17 protein-coding genes are annotated in these 19,548 nt (G+C 31.8%); 9 read left to right on the top strand and 8 right to left on the bottom strand.

The window, feature by feature from the left end; genetic code table 11:
- Window positions 1-297: 297 nt before the first annotated feature.
- From G8C43_RS04370 to G8C43_RS04360, 3 genes are all read right to left on the bottom strand, one after another.
- Window positions 298-1,917 carry an aldehyde dehydrogenase family protein gene (locus tag G8C43_RS04370; RefSeq protein WP_166004426.1) on the bottom strand — a complete coding sequence of 540 codons (1,620 nt, stop codon included), beginning with the start codon at window positions 1,915-1,917 and terminating at the stop codon, window positions 298-300.
- Window positions 1,918-2,269: 352 nt separating this feature from the next.
- The gene (locus G8C43_RS04365) at window positions 2,270-3,937 is read right to left on the bottom strand and encodes an APC family permease (RefSeq protein ID WP_166004424.1); all 1,668 of its coding nucleotides are present in this window, start codon (window positions 3,935-3,937) and stop codon (window positions 2,270-2,272) included.
- Between the two features lie 681 nt (window positions 3,938-4,618).
- Complete coding sequence (locus tag G8C43_RS04360) at window positions 4,619-5,152, bottom strand: DUF4136 domain-containing protein (RefSeq protein ID WP_160541900.1); 534 nt, start codon at window positions 5,150-5,152, stop codon at window positions 4,619-4,621.
- 252 nt (window positions 5,153-5,404) lie between these two features.
- On the opposite strand from G8C43_RS04360, the gene G8C43_RS04355 reads away from it, so the two are divergent.
- Genes G8C43_RS04355 through G8C43_RS04340 form a run of 4 tightly spaced genes read left to right on the top strand, consistent with a single transcriptional unit; the run spans window position 5,405 to window position 8,033 of the window.
- The gene (locus G8C43_RS04355; RefSeq protein ID WP_160541901.1) at window positions 5,405-5,848 is read left to right on the top strand and encodes a BT0820 family HAD-type phosphatase; all 444 of its coding nucleotides are present in this window, start codon (window positions 5,405-5,407) and stop codon (window positions 5,846-5,848) included.
- Window positions 5,845-6,663: a type I methionyl aminopeptidase gene (map, locus tag G8C43_RS04350; RefSeq protein WP_166004421.1), complete on the top strand. Its 819-nt coding sequence runs from the start codon at window positions 5,845-5,847 to the stop codon at window positions 6,661-6,663. Before G8C43_RS04355 ends, map begins: the two co-directional genes overlap by 4 nt.
- An 8-nt stretch (window positions 6,664-6,671) precedes the next feature.
- Complete coding sequence (locus tag G8C43_RS04345; protein WP_166004419.1) at window positions 6,672-7,439, top strand: class I SAM-dependent methyltransferase; 768 nt, start codon at window positions 6,672-6,674, stop codon at window positions 7,437-7,439.
- A gap of 45 nt (window positions 7,440-7,484) precedes the next feature.
- Entirely contained in the window at window positions 7,485-8,033 is a 549-nt protein-coding gene (locus G8C43_RS04340; RefSeq protein WP_166004416.1) for an RNA methyltransferase, read from the top strand.
- Window positions 8,034-8,099: 66 nt separating this feature from the next.
- Here G8C43_RS04340 and G8C43_RS04335 read toward each other — a convergent pair whose 3' ends face one another.
- Entirely contained in the window at window positions 8,100-9,071 is a 972-nt protein-coding gene (locus G8C43_RS04335) for a deoxyhypusine synthase family protein (protein ID WP_105298079.1), read from the bottom strand.
- Window positions 9,072-9,099: 28 nt separating this feature from the next.
- A complete protein-coding gene (locus G8C43_RS04330; protein WP_166004414.1) occupies window positions 9,100-10,173 on the bottom strand; it encodes a TerC family protein in 1,074 nt (357 codons plus the stop codon).
- A gap of 158 nt (window positions 10,174-10,331) precedes the next feature.
- On the opposite strand from G8C43_RS04330, the gene G8C43_RS04325 reads away from it, so the two are divergent.
- Genes G8C43_RS04325 through G8C43_RS04305 form a run of 5 tightly spaced genes read left to right on the top strand, consistent with a single transcriptional unit; the run spans window position 10,332 to window position 14,134 of the window.
- Window positions 10,332-10,805, top strand: a complete 474-nt coding sequence (locus tag G8C43_RS04325; RefSeq protein ID WP_160541906.1) for an Lrp/AsnC ligand binding domain-containing protein — start codon at window positions 10,332-10,334, stop codon at window positions 10,803-10,805.
- A 26-nt stretch (window positions 10,806-10,831) separates the two neighbouring features.
- Window positions 10,832-11,575, top strand: a complete 744-nt coding sequence (deoC, locus tag G8C43_RS04320; RefSeq protein ID WP_160567067.1) for a deoxyribose-phosphate aldolase — start codon at window positions 10,832-10,834, stop codon at window positions 11,573-11,575.
- On the top strand, window positions 11,575-12,393 hold the full coding sequence (locus tag G8C43_RS04315) for a 3'(2'),5'-bisphosphate nucleotidase CysQ (RefSeq protein WP_166004412.1): 819 nt from the start codon (window positions 11,575-11,577) through the stop codon (window positions 12,391-12,393). Before deoC ends, G8C43_RS04315 begins: the two co-directional genes overlap by 1 nt.
- A 30-nt stretch (window positions 12,394-12,423) precedes the next feature.
- Window positions 12,424-13,566, top strand: coding sequence for a hypothetical protein (locus G8C43_RS04310; protein ID WP_166004410.1), 1,143 nt, complete (start codon window positions 12,424-12,426; stop codon window positions 13,564-13,566).
- Window positions 13,567-13,597: 31 nt separating this feature from the next.
- Window positions 13,598-14,134, top strand: a complete 537-nt coding sequence (locus G8C43_RS04305; RefSeq protein ID WP_166004409.1) for an adenine phosphoribosyltransferase — start codon at window positions 13,598-13,600, stop codon at window positions 14,132-14,134.
- An 85-nt stretch (window positions 14,135-14,219) separates the two neighbouring features.
- Here the strand turns inward: G8C43_RS04305 and G8C43_RS04300 are convergent, their stop codons facing one another.
- From G8C43_RS04300 to G8C43_RS04290, 3 genes are all read right to left on the bottom strand, one after another.
- Window positions 14,220-15,800, bottom strand: a complete 1,581-nt coding sequence (locus tag G8C43_RS04300) for a SusD/RagB family nutrient-binding outer membrane lipoprotein (RefSeq protein WP_166004407.1) — start codon at window positions 15,798-15,800, stop codon at window positions 14,220-14,222.
- A gap of 15 nt (window positions 15,801-15,815) precedes the next feature.
- Window positions 15,816-19,013, bottom strand: a complete 3,198-nt coding sequence (locus tag G8C43_RS04295; protein ID WP_166004404.1) for a SusC/RagA family TonB-linked outer membrane protein — start codon at window positions 19,011-19,013, stop codon at window positions 15,816-15,818.
- Window positions 19,014-19,240: 227 nt separating this feature from the next.
- A complete protein-coding gene (locus G8C43_RS04290; protein ID WP_105298070.1) occupies window positions 19,241-19,543 on the bottom strand; it encodes a DUF3467 domain-containing protein in 303 nt (100 codons plus the stop codon).
- Window positions 19,544-19,548 lie beyond the last annotated feature (5 nt).

Raw genomic sequence — 19,548 nt, 5'->3', positions numbered from 1 at the left:
ACACTTTGTCATATATTTATCTGATATATGCAGTTTAACTTCACTATTGAAAACTTTTACTAAACTTATTATAAATCTAACAGAATAAAAAATATTGTTAACTAAAACGGAGTCCCGCATTTGAAAAGATAAATAAGAGGTAAGAGGAAATGATCGATTAATGATATAAATTTTTGAATGTATGATTTTTCCTTTTTAATAAAGCTTAGCATATTTAAAAAAAATAAAACCATCTATACGAAGATAGATGGTTCCATTTTATAAAATAATTGATATTATAAGATAAAAAACCTCAAATTAGCTTAATCTTGAAGATTTACCACTCTTTATAACAGAGTCAATCAAATTGTCATTTGATTTAGTATCCTTGGTAGCTACAACAGAGTCGATAGATAGGGCATATAATGCGTCAATGGTTGATAAAGTACCTAAAGCTGAATTTTTTCTACCGTTAAAAGGAAGCGTATCAGGTCCACGTTGACATTGAGCATTAATATTGATTCTACCTACTTGACAACATAGGGCATCAACAAGATAAGATACAGTATCTTCATCATTACTGAAGATGGCTGCTTGTTGTCCTTTAGTTGAATTGGTAATATAGCTAATCGGAGATTCAAGATCGTCAAAAGGAACTATCGGAATGATAGGAGCAAATTGCTCATTATTATATAATAGATTCATTTTCTCATTAGCCGGATAAATTACAGTTGGGCTAACTAATGAATTTAAAATTTGTCCTCCTCCATTTTCTTTATTGATAATTTCACCGTTGTTTTCTAAAGCTTCATCAATACATTTTTGAACATATTGAGGTTTGTCCGGTTCAGCTAACGGAGTAATGGTTACATTATCTTCCCATGGCATTCCCACTTTCAATTTAGATATTTCCTCAGTGAATTTTTTATTGAATTCATCAGCAATTGAAGAATGTACAAATAGTATTTTTAAAGCCGTACATCTTTGTCCGTTGAAAGAAAAAGTACCCAAAATAGCTTCTTTAACTGCCAAATCGATATCAGCAGTTTTGTCGATAATAGCCGCATTTTTGGCGTCTAATCCTAATACGGAATGAAGACTGTTTGCATTAGGATGTTCTTTAATCATTCCATTTACTACCTTACTGGATCCGATAAATGCTAATACATTAATTTTACCTGATTGCATTAAAGTAGGTATAACATCTTTACCTCTACCGTATAAAGTATTGATAACCCCTGCAGGAAAACATTCTTTAAATGCATTTAATAAAGGTTCAAACAATAATGTCCCACGACGCGGTGGTTTGAACAATACGGTGTTACCCATTAATAAAGCAGGTATCAAAGTCGCAAAAGTCTCATTTAAAGGATAATTGTAAGGGCCCATACAAAGGACAACTCCGTAAGGAGATTTTTTAACCTGAGCAACCACCCCTTCATCTGTTTTTGTACGAGATGAATTTATATCTAATTCTTTCAGAGCTTCAATAGAACATTTTATCGCATCAACCGTTCTGTCGAATTCTTTTTCGGAGTCTTTATAGCTTTTACAAATTTCCCAAACTAGTAATTTTACTACTTTTTCTCTTTGCTCAACCATTTTAACGATGAAATTTTCCATCGCAGAGATTCTTTGAGAAACAGACATAGACGGCCATTCTCCTCTTCCTCCGTTAAAAGCTTTTAAAGCAGCCTGTAAGGCTTTTTCAGCTTCTTTAGAAGTACAGATTGGATAGCTCCCTAATTTAGTTTGTACTAACTCATCTGTAGAGTTTGAACGGGTATAAATAGGAGAATAAACTTCTTGAAATGGACCTTCCCATTCAATAAATTCTCCATCGATCAATACTCTTTTCTGAGAGATTTCGTTTTGAAGTCGAAAATGTTCAGGAATTTCATTTTCTTTTGGAAAAAAATTTATTAAGTTCTGATTCATAATACTTAATTATATTTATTGAGCAAGAAAAAATTTACTTTCAAGCTAATTAGCGTTTGCAAAGATAATAAGTTTATTTTTTTTCGTCATGATTATTTTTAGATTCATATGAAAGAAATAAAATAAATATTGAAATTAAAAGAAACTTTATTTTCTAAAGTATTGATGGATAATTATATATAGTTAATTGTAACAAAAATATCTTTTAGCATATTTTAATTGTTTGTATCCAAAATTTATATTGGAAAGACGCAAAATTTTATGAAAGTGAAAATATTTAAGATTAATGTAATTTATTTAATACAAAATTATTTGAAGATAAAATTACTATAGTATAAATAATTTAAAATAATTAATGATTATGAGAAGTTTGAATTAATTTTTCGAGTTTACTGTTTTTCCTTCCATATAAGAAGTAAATTGATAATCCGATCAATAGCCATAATATAAACATTCCCCAATTAGACCATCCTAATTCCGTCATTAAATATAAATTAAACAAAATACCGAGAATAGGTATTAGCGAAAATTTATATTTGAATGCACCTAAAGATAAACCGAACCAGATAATCCAAAAAATAGCTAATAAAGGTTTATCTGCAAGGATTTCCTTATAATTGGTTTGGGTTAAGAACAAAATGATAGCCATACAAAAAGACAAAGGAATTAAATATTGACCGTTGATATAAATTAATTTAAATTTGGCTTGATGAGAAAGACCTTTGTTATCTAAATATAAAACTCCGGAACAAACTAAAATAAAAGCAAAAAAAGTTCCCACACTTGTCAAATCCACAACCAACTGCATATCCAGGAACATAGCAGGTATTCCCACAAAGAAACCGGCAATAATAGTTGCAAATCCGGGGGTATGATATTTTTTATGAATAGTACCAAAAGGCTTCCATAATAAACCGTCTCGACTCATGGTCATCCATATTCTCGGTTGTCCGATCTGGTAAACAAGAATGGCTCCTGTCATGGCGATTACTGCACTCACGGAAATGATTCCGGCTATAAAATTTATTCCTATTTTATTGAAAACATACGCCAACGGGTCATCAACACGTAATTCTTTATAATTAACCATACCGGTCAATATTAATGCAATTGAAGCATATAAAACGGTACAAATTATAATACAATATAGCATGGCGCGAGGCAAATCCCTTTGTGGATTTTTAGCTTCTTCAGCTGTAGTCGATATAGAATCAAACCCGATAAAAGAAAAAAATACGGCAGCCACTCCTCCCATAACTCCTCCTAAACCATTAGGAAAGAAAGGCGACCAATTATCCGGTTTTATATAAAATACACCAATTAAAATAATGCCTATGATTACAGATAATTTAATCCAAACTAAAGCATTACTTACACGGGTAGATTCTTTAATTCCTACGTACGCCAGGGTGGTAACTAATAAGGTAATTAATCCCGCCGGTAAATTAAATATTATTTTTATGTTGGCAATTTCCGGAGCAGATTGATATATTTCCGATAATCTAAGATCATTTTGGGATAGACTTTGAGGATGTGCAAGATATTCAAGATAAGCTCTGTGAGCATTCCAATAATCAATGGAAAGCCAATCAGGCCAATGAATGCCAAAACCTTGCAACATAGAGACAAAATATCCCGACCAAGAGATTGCGATCACCATGTTTGATACAGCATATTCAAGTATTAAAGCCCACCCGATAGTCCAAGCAAATATTTCACCTAAAGAAACATAAGCATAAGTATAAGCGCTGCCGCTCACCGGAATCATAGAAGCAAATTGCGCATAACATAATGCGGTAAAAATACAAGCAACAGCCACTAAGATAAAGAGTAATGAAATGGCGGGTCCTCCTTCATAAGAAGCTCTTCCGATGGTACTGAAAATGCCGGCGCCTATAATCGCAGCAATTCCAAAAAAAGTTAAATCCTTTACAGTTAATACTCTGTTTAATTCAGATTTTTGTGTTGTATCCTGTAAATCAGAAATATTTTTTTTACGAAAAAATGTGTTAAAATTCATTCCGGCTTTTTTGAATTTTTAAATAAGGGAAATGATATCAAGTGCAAAAGTATAAATATCTTTTAATTCTTGTTTAAATATTGAAAAGTTTTTACAAATGTTCATAAAAAAATAATGATTTAGCTAGTTTAAAATTATCTCATTTATTATTAAAATAAATAGTAAATGAAACACATAGTAAATCCTCAGAAGTGTATTTTTTTTAAAGTTATTATGAACAAATAATGAGTCGATACTTTGGAAGAAGTTTTACAATTGTTACCGTAAAGCATCAATATTGTACTAAATTTTGAGGCAAAAAGAGTAGCGTTCTTACTTATAGTAAGAAGTTTTCATATCCCTATTGACTTAGATAAACCCTTTTTTTTATTCATCATGTCACCTTGGCAGATAGGGTAAATATTTAAAAACTTGAAAGAGTAAAGACTTTTTGGGAAATTTATATGGGTACTTAATTTCTTACAAAAGTTTTATGGATTAAATTACCAAAAAGTCTCATTAATAAATTTAGAGGAAAAATTTTTTTGCATCAGATTTAAGAAGATGATCTCGTTTAGCAATGGATGTTAATATCTGGATAAAGATCTCAAAAAACATAAATTATTAGTAAAAAAAAGTTTAGATTAGATAAATTAAAACCTCAAAATTTAAATTTTGAGGCTTTAGATGTATTTATTTTTTTTAATAATATGAGTTATTTTTCTTTTTAGGCGGATAATAATTAAATATTTTTTGAATAGCTTTATTTATTTGTTCCTCTTTATTTTTGATATTACCAACATCAAAACCATCAACCATACCCTCCCAAACTAGAATATTTTTTTTAGAATCCACTAAATGAAACGTTAGTTTTCCTTCACGAGTTTCATAAACTGTGCTGGAAGGAGCCCAATAATATCCCCATCCCCACGGGCCGTTCCAATATGGATCATTATCAACATTAATTACTTTTTTTGATGAAGCAAGAACATTTACGATCAAATCTCCGTCGGCACTTTCGGTTAATCCCTTGCTTTTTAATTGATCCTCTAAAGCACGGATGATACGACTTTTGTCAATATCATTCAATTTTAATTTATCGATACCCTGTTGATAAATGGTAAAAGATTTATAATTTGAAAAATCAACCGTTTTGTCAAAATCATAGGAAGTAGTTAATGCACAACTGGAAAGTAAGATGCAAAAAGCAGTCATAACTAAAAGTTTTAATTTCATAGACCTTTATTTTTTTAATTAATATTTCAGAACTAAAAATTTTCTCATCTAATATTATACCAAAAATTATAAAAATTATAACCGAATTTGATATAAATGATTTCTTAAATTATTTCAGGCTAATATCCAAGTGGATAACAAAAAATTTATTGATTAAAAACTTGTAAATTTGGAAAATTAATGACAATTTAGAACACTAATTTGAACACTAAACTTAAAAGAGTAAACAGAACTAACTTGTAGTATAATTATATGAATAATAAGATAATAGCTATTGATTTTGATGGGACAATTGTAGAAGATAAATATCCGGAAATTGGTAAACCGATGATTTTTGCTTTTGAAACTATGAAAAGACTTCAGAGCAGAGGTTTTCGTTTAATCCTTTGGACTTATAGACATGGTAAGAGATTAGAAGAAGCCGTAGAATTTTGTTATAAAAACGGAATTGAATTTTATGCAGTGAATTCAAGTTTTGAAGGGGAAATATTTGATAGAGAGACCCAAAGTAGAAAAATAAATGCCGATTATTTCATTGATGACAGGAATTTAGGTGGATTTCCCGGATGGGGAGAAGTTTATGAAATTATAAAGGAAAAGATAGAATTTGGCGTAGAGGGGAGACAAGTGTTGGCTTATTCAAAAAGAAAACATAAAAATAAGAGAGGTTTTTTTTCAAGAATTTTTAAATTATGATACAATTAAAAACAAAAGAAGAAATTGAATTGATGTACGAAAGCGCTCAATTGGTTTCTAAAACTTTGGGAGTACTGGCTAAAGAAGTTAAACCCGGAGTGACTACCTTACATTTAGATAAAATTGCTGAAGAATATATACGAGATCACGGTGCTATTCCCGGTTTTTTAGGATTGTATGACTTTCCTAATACTTTATGTATGTCTCCTAATGAACAAGTGGTTCACGGTATACCTAATAATAAACCGCTCGAAGATGGAGATATAATTTCCATTGATTGTGGAGCATTAAAAAATGGATTTTACGGAGATCAAGCGTATACATTCTCTGTAGGAAGCATTGATCCTGAAGTTGATAAAATGATGCGAATTACTAAACAAAGTTTATATGCAGGAATAAAAAAATGCAAAGCAGGAAATAGAATAGGGGACATAAGTTTTGCGATACAATTAATTTGTGAAAATGCAGGATATGGAGTAGTACGCGAATTAGTAGGTCATGGTTTGGGTAAAGAAATGCATGAAGATCCGCAAGTTCCTAATTATGGAAGAAAAGGCAATGGTCCGAAAATAGAAGAAGGGTTAGTAATAGCAATTGAACCGATGGTCAATTTAGGTACATATAAAGTTAAATTCCATAACGACGGATGGACTGTAACCACGCGGGATAACAAACCCTCTTGTCATTTTGAACATGATGTTGCAGTAGTAAATGGAGAGCCAAAACTACTTTCTACTTATAAATACATATATGATGCTTTAGGCATTACTTCCAATGAAGAAGATGAATTTTTATACCAACCCGCGCAGGATTAATTTAGTTAATGAAGCAAGTATTTAAGTTTTTTTTGAATTTAATACCCAGACCGATTCTTATTAAATTCAGCTATTTCTTTGCTCCTTTTTTTGCGTGGTTTTACAAAGGAGATCAATTTGTAGACCCAATAGACGGTAAAAAATACCGAAAATTTTTGCCGTACGGTTACGGTAAACCTAGAAATAATGCTTTAGCACCGGGGACATTATCTCTTGAAAGACATAGGTTAATGTGGTTGTATTTGCTAAAAGATACTGATTTTTTTTCAGCTAATTTAAAAGTTTTAAGTATTGCTCCCGAGCAATGCTTCCTAAAAAGGTTTAAAAAATTAAAAAATTTAGACTATACAACAGCTGATCTTTATTCTCCTATTGTAGATGTTAAAGCGGATATTTTGAACCTGCCTTTTAAAGATAACGAATTTGATGTTATTTTTTGCAATCATGTTTTGGAACATATAGAAGATGATCGTAAAGCAATGTCAGAATTATACAGGGTGATGAAACCTGGAGGATGGGGAATTTTTCAAGTGCCTATGAGATATGGATCTAACAAAACATACGAAGATTTCTCCATCACAGACAAAGAAGAAAGAAAAAAACATTTCGGACAATATGATCATGTGAGATGGTATGGGTTGGATTATTTTGAACGTTTAGAAAACGCAGGGTTTCAAGTAGAGCAAGTAAAGTATTATGAAACTTTACCCGAAAGTGAAATGAAAAAATACGCATTATCGAAAAATGAAATTTTACCGGTAGTAAGGAAAAGGTAAAAAAATATATGTTATTTCTAAAAATCAATTAACATTACTGAAAATATGCAGCAACAGGAAAGAGTAGAGAAATTAAAATTAGAATCGTTAAACAGAAAATCCCTTGAAGATTATAAAGAAAGTGAGAAAATTCCCGTGATAGTATTGCTGGATCAAGTTCGTTCCATGCATAATGTAGGATCAGTTTTCAGAACCTCAGATGCTTTTGCTATAGAAAAAATTTATTTATGCGGAATTACGCCGTGCCCTCCTCATCGTGAAATCCAAAAAACAGCCTTGGGAGCTACGGAAAGCGTTGAATGGGAGCATCAGGAAAATATAAGTGAATTAATAACTAACTTAAAAAACGAAGGGTATAGTATTGTAGGAGTTGAACAAGTGAAAGGAAGCATTTTATTACAAGATTATCCAATAAACAAGGAACAAAAGTATGTTTTAATTTTCGGAAATGAAGTTGAAGGGATCAGTGATTCTATTCTCCATTTAATTGATATTTTTATTGAGATCCCTCAATCAGGAACAAAACACTCTTTAAATGTAAGCGTTTGTGCCGGAATAGTTCTTTGGGAATGGTATCGTAATCTTTTAAGATAATATAAAAAAAAGTTCGGAATTTTAGTTCCGAACTTTTTTATAGTGTAAATTAATAATTTTATCTTACTACATTTCTAGAATATAAGCAAAAACTAACGGAGCTACAATAGTTGCATCACTCTCAATAATAAATTTAGGAGTATCAATATCTAATTTACCCCAGGTTATTTTTTCATTGGGAACAGCCCCCGAATAAGAGCCATAACTGGTGGTTGAGTCGGATATCTGACAGAAATAGCTCCAGAACGGAACATCTTCCCACTCTAAATCTTGATACATCATAGGAACTACACAAATAGGAAAATCTCCGGATATTCCTCCGGCTATTTGGAAAAATCCTACACCTTTACCTTCCGAATTGTTTCGGTACCATTCGGTTAAATATATCATATATTCAATACCGCTTTTCATGGTTGAAGCTTTCAAATTTCCTTTAATAACATTAGCAGCAAAAATATTACCCATAGTACTGTCTTCCCAACCCGGAACTACAATAGGTAAATTTTTTTCAGCAGCGGCCAACATCCAACTGTCTTTAGGGTCTATTTCGTAATATTGTTCCAATACTCCCGAACGAAGCATTTGATACATATATTCATGAGGGAAATATCTTTCACCTTTATCGTCTGCATCTTTCCATATTTTTTCAATATGTTGTTGGATACGTCGAAAAGCTTCTTCTTCCGGAATACACGTATCTGTAACGCGATTTAAATGATTTTCAAGTAATTCCCATTCTTGTTGAGGAGTTAGGTCGCGATATTCAGGAATTCTCTTGTAGTGGGAATGAGCCACCAAATTCATGATGTCTTCCTCTAAATTAGCTCCCGTACAAGAAATAATGGATACCTTATCTTGGCGAATCATCTCAGCCAAAATTTTTCCTAATTCAGCGGTACTCATGGCACCTCCCATAGTAATCATCATCTTACCCCCATCTTTAAGATGAGCTACATAACCTTTAGCAGCATCTACTAAGGTTGCAGAATTGAAATGTAAAAAATATTTTTCAATAAATTCCGAAATAGGTTTATTCATTGTAAATTCTAATTTTTATTTTAAATTATTAAACATTTTTTTCTTTTTTTTCAGGAAAAGTTAATGAAAGCAATACTGAAATTACAAGTACTCCTGCCACAACTCCTAAAGAAACTATGGATGAAATATGTATAAAAGGAGCTACCAACATTTTAACTCCTATAAAACTTAAGATCACAGCCAATCCATATTTTAATTTACTGAACATATACATAAAATTAGCCAGTAAAAAGTAAAGAGATCGCAAACCTAAAATGGCAAATATATTAGAAGTATATAAAATAAACGGGTCATTAGGTGCAATAGCGAAGATAGCAGGTATGGAGTCCACGGCAAAAATTAAATCAGTAAATTCAATGATAACTAGAGCAGTAAATAAAGGGGTTGCCATTTTAATCCCATTTTTAACTGTAAAAAATTTACTTCCGTCTAATTCATCAGATACTTTAAAAAATCGTTTTACAAAACGAGCACCGAAACTCTCATTTAGATTTTTTTTGTCGGAGTTGTCATCATCTTTGGATTTCCAAGAATGGATACCGGCATAAATAAGGAAGAATCCAAAAATAGTTAAAATTATATTAGGCCTGAAAAACAGCATTTGACTATAATCGGCATGTTCCGCACTTTGTTGGTCTAAAATAAAATGAAAATTTCCGATGGAAAAAGGAGGAAGATAGGTTTTATTAATCATTTCTACACCTAAGAAAATAAATACGGCGCGGAAAGCCAAGGCACCAATAATACCCCAAAATAAAATTTTATGTTGATATTCTTTTGGAATTTTAAAAAATCCAAAAACCATTATAAATACAAAAAGATTGTCAACGGATAGTGCTTTTTCTATCCAATAAGCAGATTGAAATTGAGAAAATTTTTCAAGAGCGAATTTTGATCCATCAGCTCCCTTAAAAACAAAATAAATAATTCCACTGAAAATCATGGCTAATGATATCCAAACTACCGACCATATCGCAGCTTCCTTATTAGAAACAGCATGAGATTTTTTATTGAGAATTCCTAAGTCAAGAAGTAGCATAATAATAATCGAAACCGCGAATATGGTAATTAATCCGGGATGATTAAGCATATTGTCCTGCATGTACAGCTATTTAAAATTATTAATCCCAAAGGTACTTATTTTTAAATACAAGGACAAAAAGTAAAAATAATTTAAATCTTGTAGAAATTGTTAAAAATATAAAAGATAAAATATAAAATTGTATAATATTAATTTAGTATTTGTAATTTTACCGAAAAATGAGAATATCAGATATACATACAGTAGAATTAGACGGTATCGATAAAATCATTTTAAAAGCATTAATGGAGAATTCGAAAATACCGGTTTCAACAATAGCAAAACAGGTAGGAGTTTCATCCACAGCAATTCATCAACGAATTAAGAAACTGGAAGCAGCAAAAATCATAGAAGATCCGGTTACCCCTTTAAATTATAAATTATTAGGATATAAAACTACCGCTTATGTCGGTATTTTTCTTGAAAAATCGGCCCAATACAAAGAAGCCATTAAAAGCATGATGCAAATTCCTGAAATTATCGAAGCACATTTTACAACAGGAAATTATGCTATTTTCATCAAAATATTATGTAAAGATAATGATCATCTCATGTCGGTTTTAAGAAATGAGATACAAAATATAAAGGGAATAGAAAGGACTGAAACCATTATTTCTTTAGAACAAAGTATTTCACGACAAATTATACCCTAAAAACACAATTAAAAATTATAAGATAAATGGATATAACAAAGTATTTAGATTCAACTTACCTTAAGCTACCTTCTCAAAGTGGATTAACCGAAGAACAAACTTGGGAAGAAGTTAAAAAACTTACTGAAGAAGCAATTGAAAATCATTTTTATTTAGTAATGATTCGTCCCGAATACATTAAAAAAGTGAAAGAAATGATTCAAAAAGTTGATTCTGAGGTAAAAGTAGGAACCGTCATTGGGTTTCATGAAGGTACCTATTCATTAACTGAAAAAATTGCAGAGGCACAGAAAGCTATTGAAGATGGAGTGGATGAGTTGGATTATGTAATCAACTATGAGGCTTTTAAAAAGGGAGATATCGATTTAATTAAACAAGAATTTATTACCGGAACGTCATTAGGTTTAAAAGCATCTAAAGTGGTTAAATGGATTATTGAGATTGCGGCATTAACTGACGAACAAATCCAATCCATTTGCTCTTATTTTTCCACCTGGGCTCAAGAAAACTTTGAAAAGAATGAATTTGGTAACATTTTTGTGAAATCTTCCACCGGTTTTTACCAAGCAGAAGAGGGAAAACCAAATGGAGCGACGTTCCATGCAATGGAAATTATGCTTAAATATTCTCAACCCTTGCCGGTAAAAGCAGCTGGTGGAGTTAGAACCTACGATGAAGCAGTGAAAATGATTGAAATGGGAGTAAAAAGAATAGGAACTTCTTCGGCAAAAGCCTTATCTCAAAAAGGTAATACAAATGATTCATACTAATGAAAAAACTAATTAATATAGCGCTAAAAGCTGCTATAGAAGCTTCTCAAGAAGTCCATAAAATATATGAGGATGGCTTTTCAGTTTCCTTAAAAAAAGACCAATCACCCGTAACAACGGGTGATCTTAAGTCAAATGAAATTATTACCACTTATTTAAAACAAACATCAATTCCTATTTTAAGTGAAGAAACCGAGCACGAATCGGAAAAGGTAATGGAAAGTTGGGAAAAATATTGGTGTGTAGATCCAATTGACGGAACTAAAGAATATGTGAATAAAACCGGAGAATATTGTATTTCAATTGGCTTACTGACTCCCGAAACTTCTTTGCTCGGAGTTTTAGCTGCTCCCTCTATGGGATTGTTTTATTTTGCTGCGGAAGGATTAGGTAGTTATAAATGGAATGGAAAGTATGAAGATTTATATGCGTTACTGAATGAAGATGATCTTACGGACAAACTACTGGAACAATCCGTTACATTACCTTTTAAACCCGATTTAAAAAAATATACCGTTTTAACAAGTCGTTCCCATTATAGTCATGTGGATGAAGAGTATATAAAAAACTTAAAATTACAACATTCAGAAATTGTTGTTATACAGATGGGCAGCGCCATTAAAATTGGCCTGGTAGCAGAAGGAAAAGCAAACGAATATGCACGATTAAGTCCCATTAATTTTTGGGATATTGCCGGTGGACACGCCATTGCTAAATATGCCGGATTGAATATCATAGATTATGAAACCAAAGCACTAATTACTTATAAAAATCTTTCATCATTAAAAATATCGGGTTATATCGTTAAAAATAATTAATGTATTTTTACCTGTGACAAACATACTTTTATGAGAAAAATATTTTTGATAGGGCTCACCTTTATTTTCTTATGTTCTTCTTGTGAAAAAGAATATAAGGTAATTGACGGGACATCAAAGGAAACCTTTACTAAAAGTGTAAAATCTATATCGTCCAAATTGACTATCCTACAACAGGATAAAATTCAAGAAGCGGTTAAACTGATTTATAAGTTTAAAACAGAAGGATCCGATGAAAATAAGAGATGGGAACAACTCTATACATTACTTAATGGTAAAAATGCCGAACAAATTTTCGATATTGCAGAGGATATAGCAAAGAAAAACAAGATTCCTTGGTCCAGCACTTCCATGAACTCAGTAGATCCTTCTGTTTTCGATAATGATTTAAAGCCATTAACTGAAGCTGAGCAAAAACTTAAACAAATAGAAAAAGCAACACGGATCAATATTCGTTATTCTCCGATTAGCAAAGATGAAACCATCAATGATGGATTTTATTTATACCCCGAATTAATTGATGATTCAGGATCAGAAATTTTTTATGCTGATTTACCATTGACTTTATCCATATCATTTATAAACAATGGTACCATAGTATATGTAATCCAAAGAGAAATTAATTCTTCGGCAGTGGGAGATCCCTCATTAAATAAAGGTATTAAAATTCCTTTTTTCATGTTTGATAACAAAAAATTGGCGACATCCTCCCTGGATGTTGAAATAAAGATTAATGCCGAAGATAAATACCTATACGGTAAACTGTCAGGTATTCCTATAGATTTATCCAAAACAAGAGATGCATCCACTCCTATAGAGGATGAAATAAATAAACAAGTTGCGTTGGACAATGTTAAAAAATTTATACAATTAATTGGTGATAAGCAATATTCCGAAGCTTATAATTTAGCACAGAATCCTAAATGGACTTCTTTAGATCAATTTTCGTCTACTACCAATGGATTTGGAACTATTGCTGCTACTAACTTAATAAACGCACAATTAGAAGAAAAGAATGATGATAAACAAACTGTTAATGTACAATATCAGATCAAAGACATTAATGGAAAAATAAAAACTTTAAATCAAAATTTTATACTAAAAAAAGTTAAAGATAATTGGTTAATAACAAATACAGAAACTAAAGAAATAAAAGAAGATACTTGGAAATAAGATATTTTAAGTAAAATTAAAAATGAATTGAATGAAAGAATTAAGTTTAAGCCAAGAAATAGATTTACATATTGATAGAGTTCAAGATTTTCCAAAAGAAGGCATTCAATATAAAGATATTTCTCCCATATTTTTAAATGCAGATTTGTGTACCAAAATTGTAAAAGCTTTTGCTGATTTAAGTAGAGGTAAAATTGATGCAGTTTGTGGTATTGAGAGTAGGGGGTATTTATTTGGAGTTCAAATTGCCAGAGAGCTTGGTTTGCCGTTTATATTGGTACGTAAAGCAGGAAAATTGCCTCCTCCGATAATTTCCCAAGAATATGATTTAGAATATGGTTCAGCAATTATTGAAGTTAAAAAAGGACACATTAAGCCGGGACAAAGAATTTTAATTCATGATGACGTTCTAGCAACAGGAGGAACAGCTACTGCATGTGCTAAATTAGTACAAAATTGTGATGCAGTAGTCTCTCAATTTAGCTTTATATTGGGACTTTCCTTTTTAGGAGGTCTAGACGAGTTAAAAAAGTATACACAGGATATTCAATTATTGGTAGAATATTAAATTTTAAAAATTGCTTTATAAATATAACAACGCTCTGTTTATAATTAAACAGAGCGTTATTTATATATGAAATTTTAACTAAGTATCAATTTACATCCCAAACTAATTTTGTTTTCATATCATCAGGTCCTCCCAATCCTTTAACAGCTTCATAATAATTTTTTGAATTCTGTGTAGAAAGATGAGAAGGATAAGGAATACGAGTCGGTAGATCAGTCATATTATTGACTAAAGGCATAAAAGTATACGTAGTTCCTTCGGGAGTTTTATTATACGCCGGAAGAGTATGCGATTGATTAGGTAATAATAAAGTTTTAGGAAACCCTGTTCTTCTATATTCTGCCCATGCCTCATGAGGTTGCATATAAAGTGCAATATATTTCTGTGTTAGTACATTTTCTTCATTTGCCGGCGGCAAAGTGCTTAAAAAGGCTGTTTGTTCTGCAGCAGATACATTCCACTTATCAAACGAAGCTTTTACACCACTTTCATAATGTGCTTGATCCCAATTATTTAATTCGGATAATATAAATTCAACTTCAGCGTATTCCATAAGTACTTCACCTCTGTTAATATGTAAAACGTCATAACTAGGGAAAGAAATAGTGCTGGAGGTGAACACTTCAGATGCCATTTCGCTTTTAACACCATAAGGCATCCCCTCATAATCATCTAAATTAGTGGATGATATATACGTATTATTTTTTACATCGTCAATACTTGCTTTTTTAGGAGAAGAGAATTTATAAAGTCTTGGATCAGAAGAAAAATTACCTGTTTTTCCTTTTAATAATTCAATAAAAGTATTGGTTACTGCAAAATCAGTTCTATTTTTAACAAAATAAGCCATCCACATTGGATTAGCATCTGATGTAGTATTTCCATACGCAAATACTGCATTATCATCATTAGATGTAAATACACCCATTGAAATCGCATCATTAGCTTCGGCTAATGCTTCAGGTAAAACGCTTTTTAAACGATTAGCTAATCTTAGACGTAAAGAATTGGCAAATTTTTTCCATTTTATCGCATTACCTTCATACATGTGATCTCCTGTAGTGACTTTTTCAGAAAGATCAAGTTGGCCGGAAGCTTCTTTTAATTCTTTTAAAATGTCTTTATATATGGTTATTTGTGAAGCAAATTTTGGAGTTTTATATTTTTCAACCTGTAAAGCCTGAAAATCCGGATTGGATTGCCCTCCGTAAGACCAATAAGGAACATTTCCGTAGGTATCTGTAAGTTGCATAAATAAATAACTTAACATTATTCTTGCGACAGCTATTTGATTACTTATAGCACCAAATTGCACATTGCTTATCGGATCGGCTTCTACTAATTCAATGGAGGTTTTAAGATTTTCTGCAGCGCGATAATAATCTTTCCATAAGTTTTGATTAGCTCCGTCTCTATACTGATATCGATCTTCTTCCGTATAATTTACCTGACACCAATACTGTATCCAAGGAAGAACCATTCTTCCGGATCCCCATTCATCTCGAGTGTTATCAATAAAATATCGGCTACCGTATCTAAAAGTAGTATAACCGGGAACCTTCTCCGGATTGTTGGGATTGGTATTGATGTTTTCAAAATCATTGTCGCAAGAAACGGTGGCAGATAGAAAAATTAGAGAAGCTATATAAATGGTTATTTTTTTCATATTGAATATTTTAATTTAGAACTTAACTTGCACATTAACTCCAAATGATCTGGTAGTAGGCATCGATCCCCCTTCAATTCCTGAAGCATTTCCACTACCATAATTAGCAACCTCAGGATCCATGGATTTCCAATCTAATCCCCATACAAATAAATTTCTTGTAAAGGCAGAAAATGTTATGGAATTAATAAAATCTCCTAAATATTGAGAGGGAAGAGAATAAGCTATTGACAATTCGCGCAGTTTGATGTAATCCGCGTCGAATACATTTTGTGCACTAGGTCCACTAAAAAAATGCTTAGAATATTCTGTTGCCGAAACTCTAATATCATTAGGTTTTCCATTTTCTTTAACGCCGTCTACGATAATACCGTTTTCTCTAATTCCATTTGCAGCAGTTTCAGGTAATATTCCGGAGCTCATACCCCACATATGAGTAGTTGAAAAATATTTACCGCCTTTTTGCCAATCAATTTGAAATCCTAAATTCCAATTTTTGTAAGTGAAGGAATTTCTAAAGCTCATGTTAAAATCGGGAAGTATTGATCCTAAGGGTACGTTTTTATCGGTTTTCAGATATAACCCATTACTACCCACTACTTTTTTTCCATCTTTATAAACAAAGTCTGTCCCGTAAATTTGTCCGTATCTATACCCGGGTAGTGCAACGACAAAAGCATTAAATGGAGCTTTAGCTATGGTTAGTGAACTTAAATCCTCACTCAAAGATTTGATTTCATTATCAGATTTTGAAAAATTATAATTAAAATCCCATCTAAAATTCTCTTGTCTAATTGGAACTATATTCAATGAAACTTCTATTCCTTTATTAACTAATTTTCCGGCATTCATCATTGCATATTTGAAACCAGCAGAACCGTCTAAAGGTACTTTAGTTATTAAGTCTTTGGTGGTAGTTTGATATAATGAAATATCCCCATTTAATCTTCTTTGGAACATTTGAAACTCAACCCCTAATTCAAAAGATTCCAATTTTTCGGGTTTTAATTTATCTGTTTTAGCAACAGTTGTTAACCAAAACCAAGGATCTTTTAAATACAAGCTGCCATAATTCGGATCCTCATCCTCATCTATATTGTAAAATGTATTGATGAGTTGATAAGGATCAGTATCATTTCTAACTTCAGAATATCCCCCTCTAATTTTTAAAAATTCCAACCAATTGCTGGTAAGATATCTAGTAACTACAAAACTGGTTGCTACTGATGGATAGAAAAAAGAATTGTTTTTAGAAGGTAATGAAGAAGACCAGTCATTTCTACCGGTAGTTTCTAAGAATACAAAATTGTCATATCCTAAGCTAAATGAATAAAACAAACTGTTTACTCTTTTCTTCTCTTTTTCATTCATAACTAAAGACGGCTCTAATGAATTATTTAGATTATACCAGTCTCTTATAATTAGCCCTCCTTTAGTTTTTCCATTCATTCTTCTATATGTATATTCCCTTCGGTTAGTTCCGGCAAAAGAGTTAAGTGAAAAGTTCCCTATATTTTTGTCATAATGTAAAGTTGCTTCATAATTTAGATCAGTATATTTTCTCTCTGAAATTTTAAATTGAGAAAGAGCATGTGATCCAACAGCTGTTCTGTTTTCTGTATGAAGAGTATAGGTATCAAGCATTACCTTTCCATTAACATACATATCTTTTGTTATGTTATAAATTAATCCGGCAGTACCATATAAACGATCTCTATTGTCTTTATTGGTATTTTTGTTTATTGTCCAATAGGGATTATCTGAATAAGCGGGTTTTGGATTATCCCAAGATTCTCTATTCCAAGTTCTTTGAGTACCGTCTGCTAACTCATATTTTTGTAGATCATTATAGTCTAATGAGGTTTGACCAAAATGAAACATTTTTTGAATAATGTTGTTATTGTCATATCCCACTTCAGGTCTGTTGAAACCTCTTGTAGAAGTATAAGCTGCAGAAGCATTTATTTTTAAATCATCAGATAATTTAGAATTCAGATTCATGGATAATGAATTTTTGGTTAAGTCTGAATTTGGGGTTATTCCGGATGATTTAGTATTATTATATCCCACTCTGATATTAGTATTTTCAACACTTCTGCTAAAAGAAATACCATTATTGTATGTTACAGCGGTTTTGAAAAATTTCTTGTAATCATTTTTAGGATATATCCACGGTTTTGCAACTAAATAATCATTTGGAAATTCTGGATCGAATGCATTCCAATGTAAGACTTTAACATTCGGATCGTATTTTGGCCCCCAAGATTCATCGGTTCTATAGTCAACCACCAGATAATCCACACCATTAATATTTTTTGTTGCAAATGTTTTGCTTCCGCCACCACCATATAATTTTTGCTGATGAGGCATTTTATAAACTTTGTCAAATACAACACCTGAATTAAAGACAATCTCAGTTTTACCTCTTTTTGCTTTTTTTGTGGTAATCATTATAGCTCCATTCATGGCTCTGGATCCGTATAATGCCGCGGCAGTAGCTCCTTTAAGTACGGAAATATTTGCTATATCGTCGGGATTAATGTCACCGAATGAATCACCATAATCAATACCACCGGCTCCTCGTTCAGTGTTTTTATCATTGATATTTTGATCAATTAAAGGAATACCGTCTACAACAATAAGAGGTTTGTTGGATTGAGATAGAGACCTCATTCCTCTTAATCTGATTTGTGTTGAACCTCCCATGGTCCCACTATTATTAACGATTTGCAATCCCGATACTTTTCCCGAAAGTGAATTAATTGGATTACTTTCCCTGGTAACGGAAAGATCGTCGCCATTTACTGATTGAGTCGCATAACCCAACGACTTTTTTTCTCTTGTGATACCTAAAGCAGTTACTACGACTCCTTCAATTACTGTTTCCTTTTTTTCAGCAGGTTCTTTGCTTTCTGTAACTGGAGACTGTAGAACCACATCATAGAAACTTTGATCATTAACAATAAAACTTGCAGTTTCGTCATCAAATGATAAAATTTCGATGGTTTGTCCGGGTTCAGCATCAATTGAAAAATTTCCTGAGTCGTCAGTATACGTTTTTTTGGTAGATCCTTGTATCGTAACAGAAACATCAGCTTGTGGCTGACCGTCACTCCCAAGAACTTTCCCGCTAATCGTTTTCATCTGAGCCCAGGCAAAAGCCGAACCCAAGAAGATAAACGAAAATCCTAAGAAAATTCGGTTTACTCTCATATCTAATACATTAATTTATCGTTTCAAATATATAATATATTTTTTAATTATCGTAAAATAATTGTTAAATAATTACATAATTCACAAATTAATTCCTTTATTTAGTTGTCTATATTATAAAAATATCGGCCTTTTATGATGTAAACTATTAAACCATTAATAAAAAAAGCCGAGGGTTTACCTCGGCTTCATTATTATTATAAATAATTTGTTGACTTTTAGACTATTTAAGCTTGACCTTTAGGACCAAAATTTAAATGGTAGGTATCATCTTTAACTGCACCAAATTGTTGTTCGAATTTTTGAATATTATCAGTTAAAGCTGTTAATAATCGTTTCGCATGTTCAGGAGTTAAAATGATTCTTGATTTAACTTTAGCCTTAGGGACCCCCGGCATTATTTGTATAAAATCTACTACGAACTCAGTCGGAGAATGATTTATTAATGCCAAATTTGAAAATACCCCGGAAGCTACTTCATCCGTCAATTCAATATTTAAGTCTTGTTGATTCTGATTTTGATTTTCCATTTCGA

Source organism: Apibacter sp. B2966, from assembly GCF_011082485.1.
In the GTDB taxonomy this organism is placed as follows: Bacteria; Bacteroidota; Bacteroidia; order Flavobacteriales; family Weeksellaceae; genus Apibacter.
The sequence above is the reverse complement of the archived record's forward strand: the minus strand, read 5'-3'. Positions and strand labels throughout refer to the sequence as shown.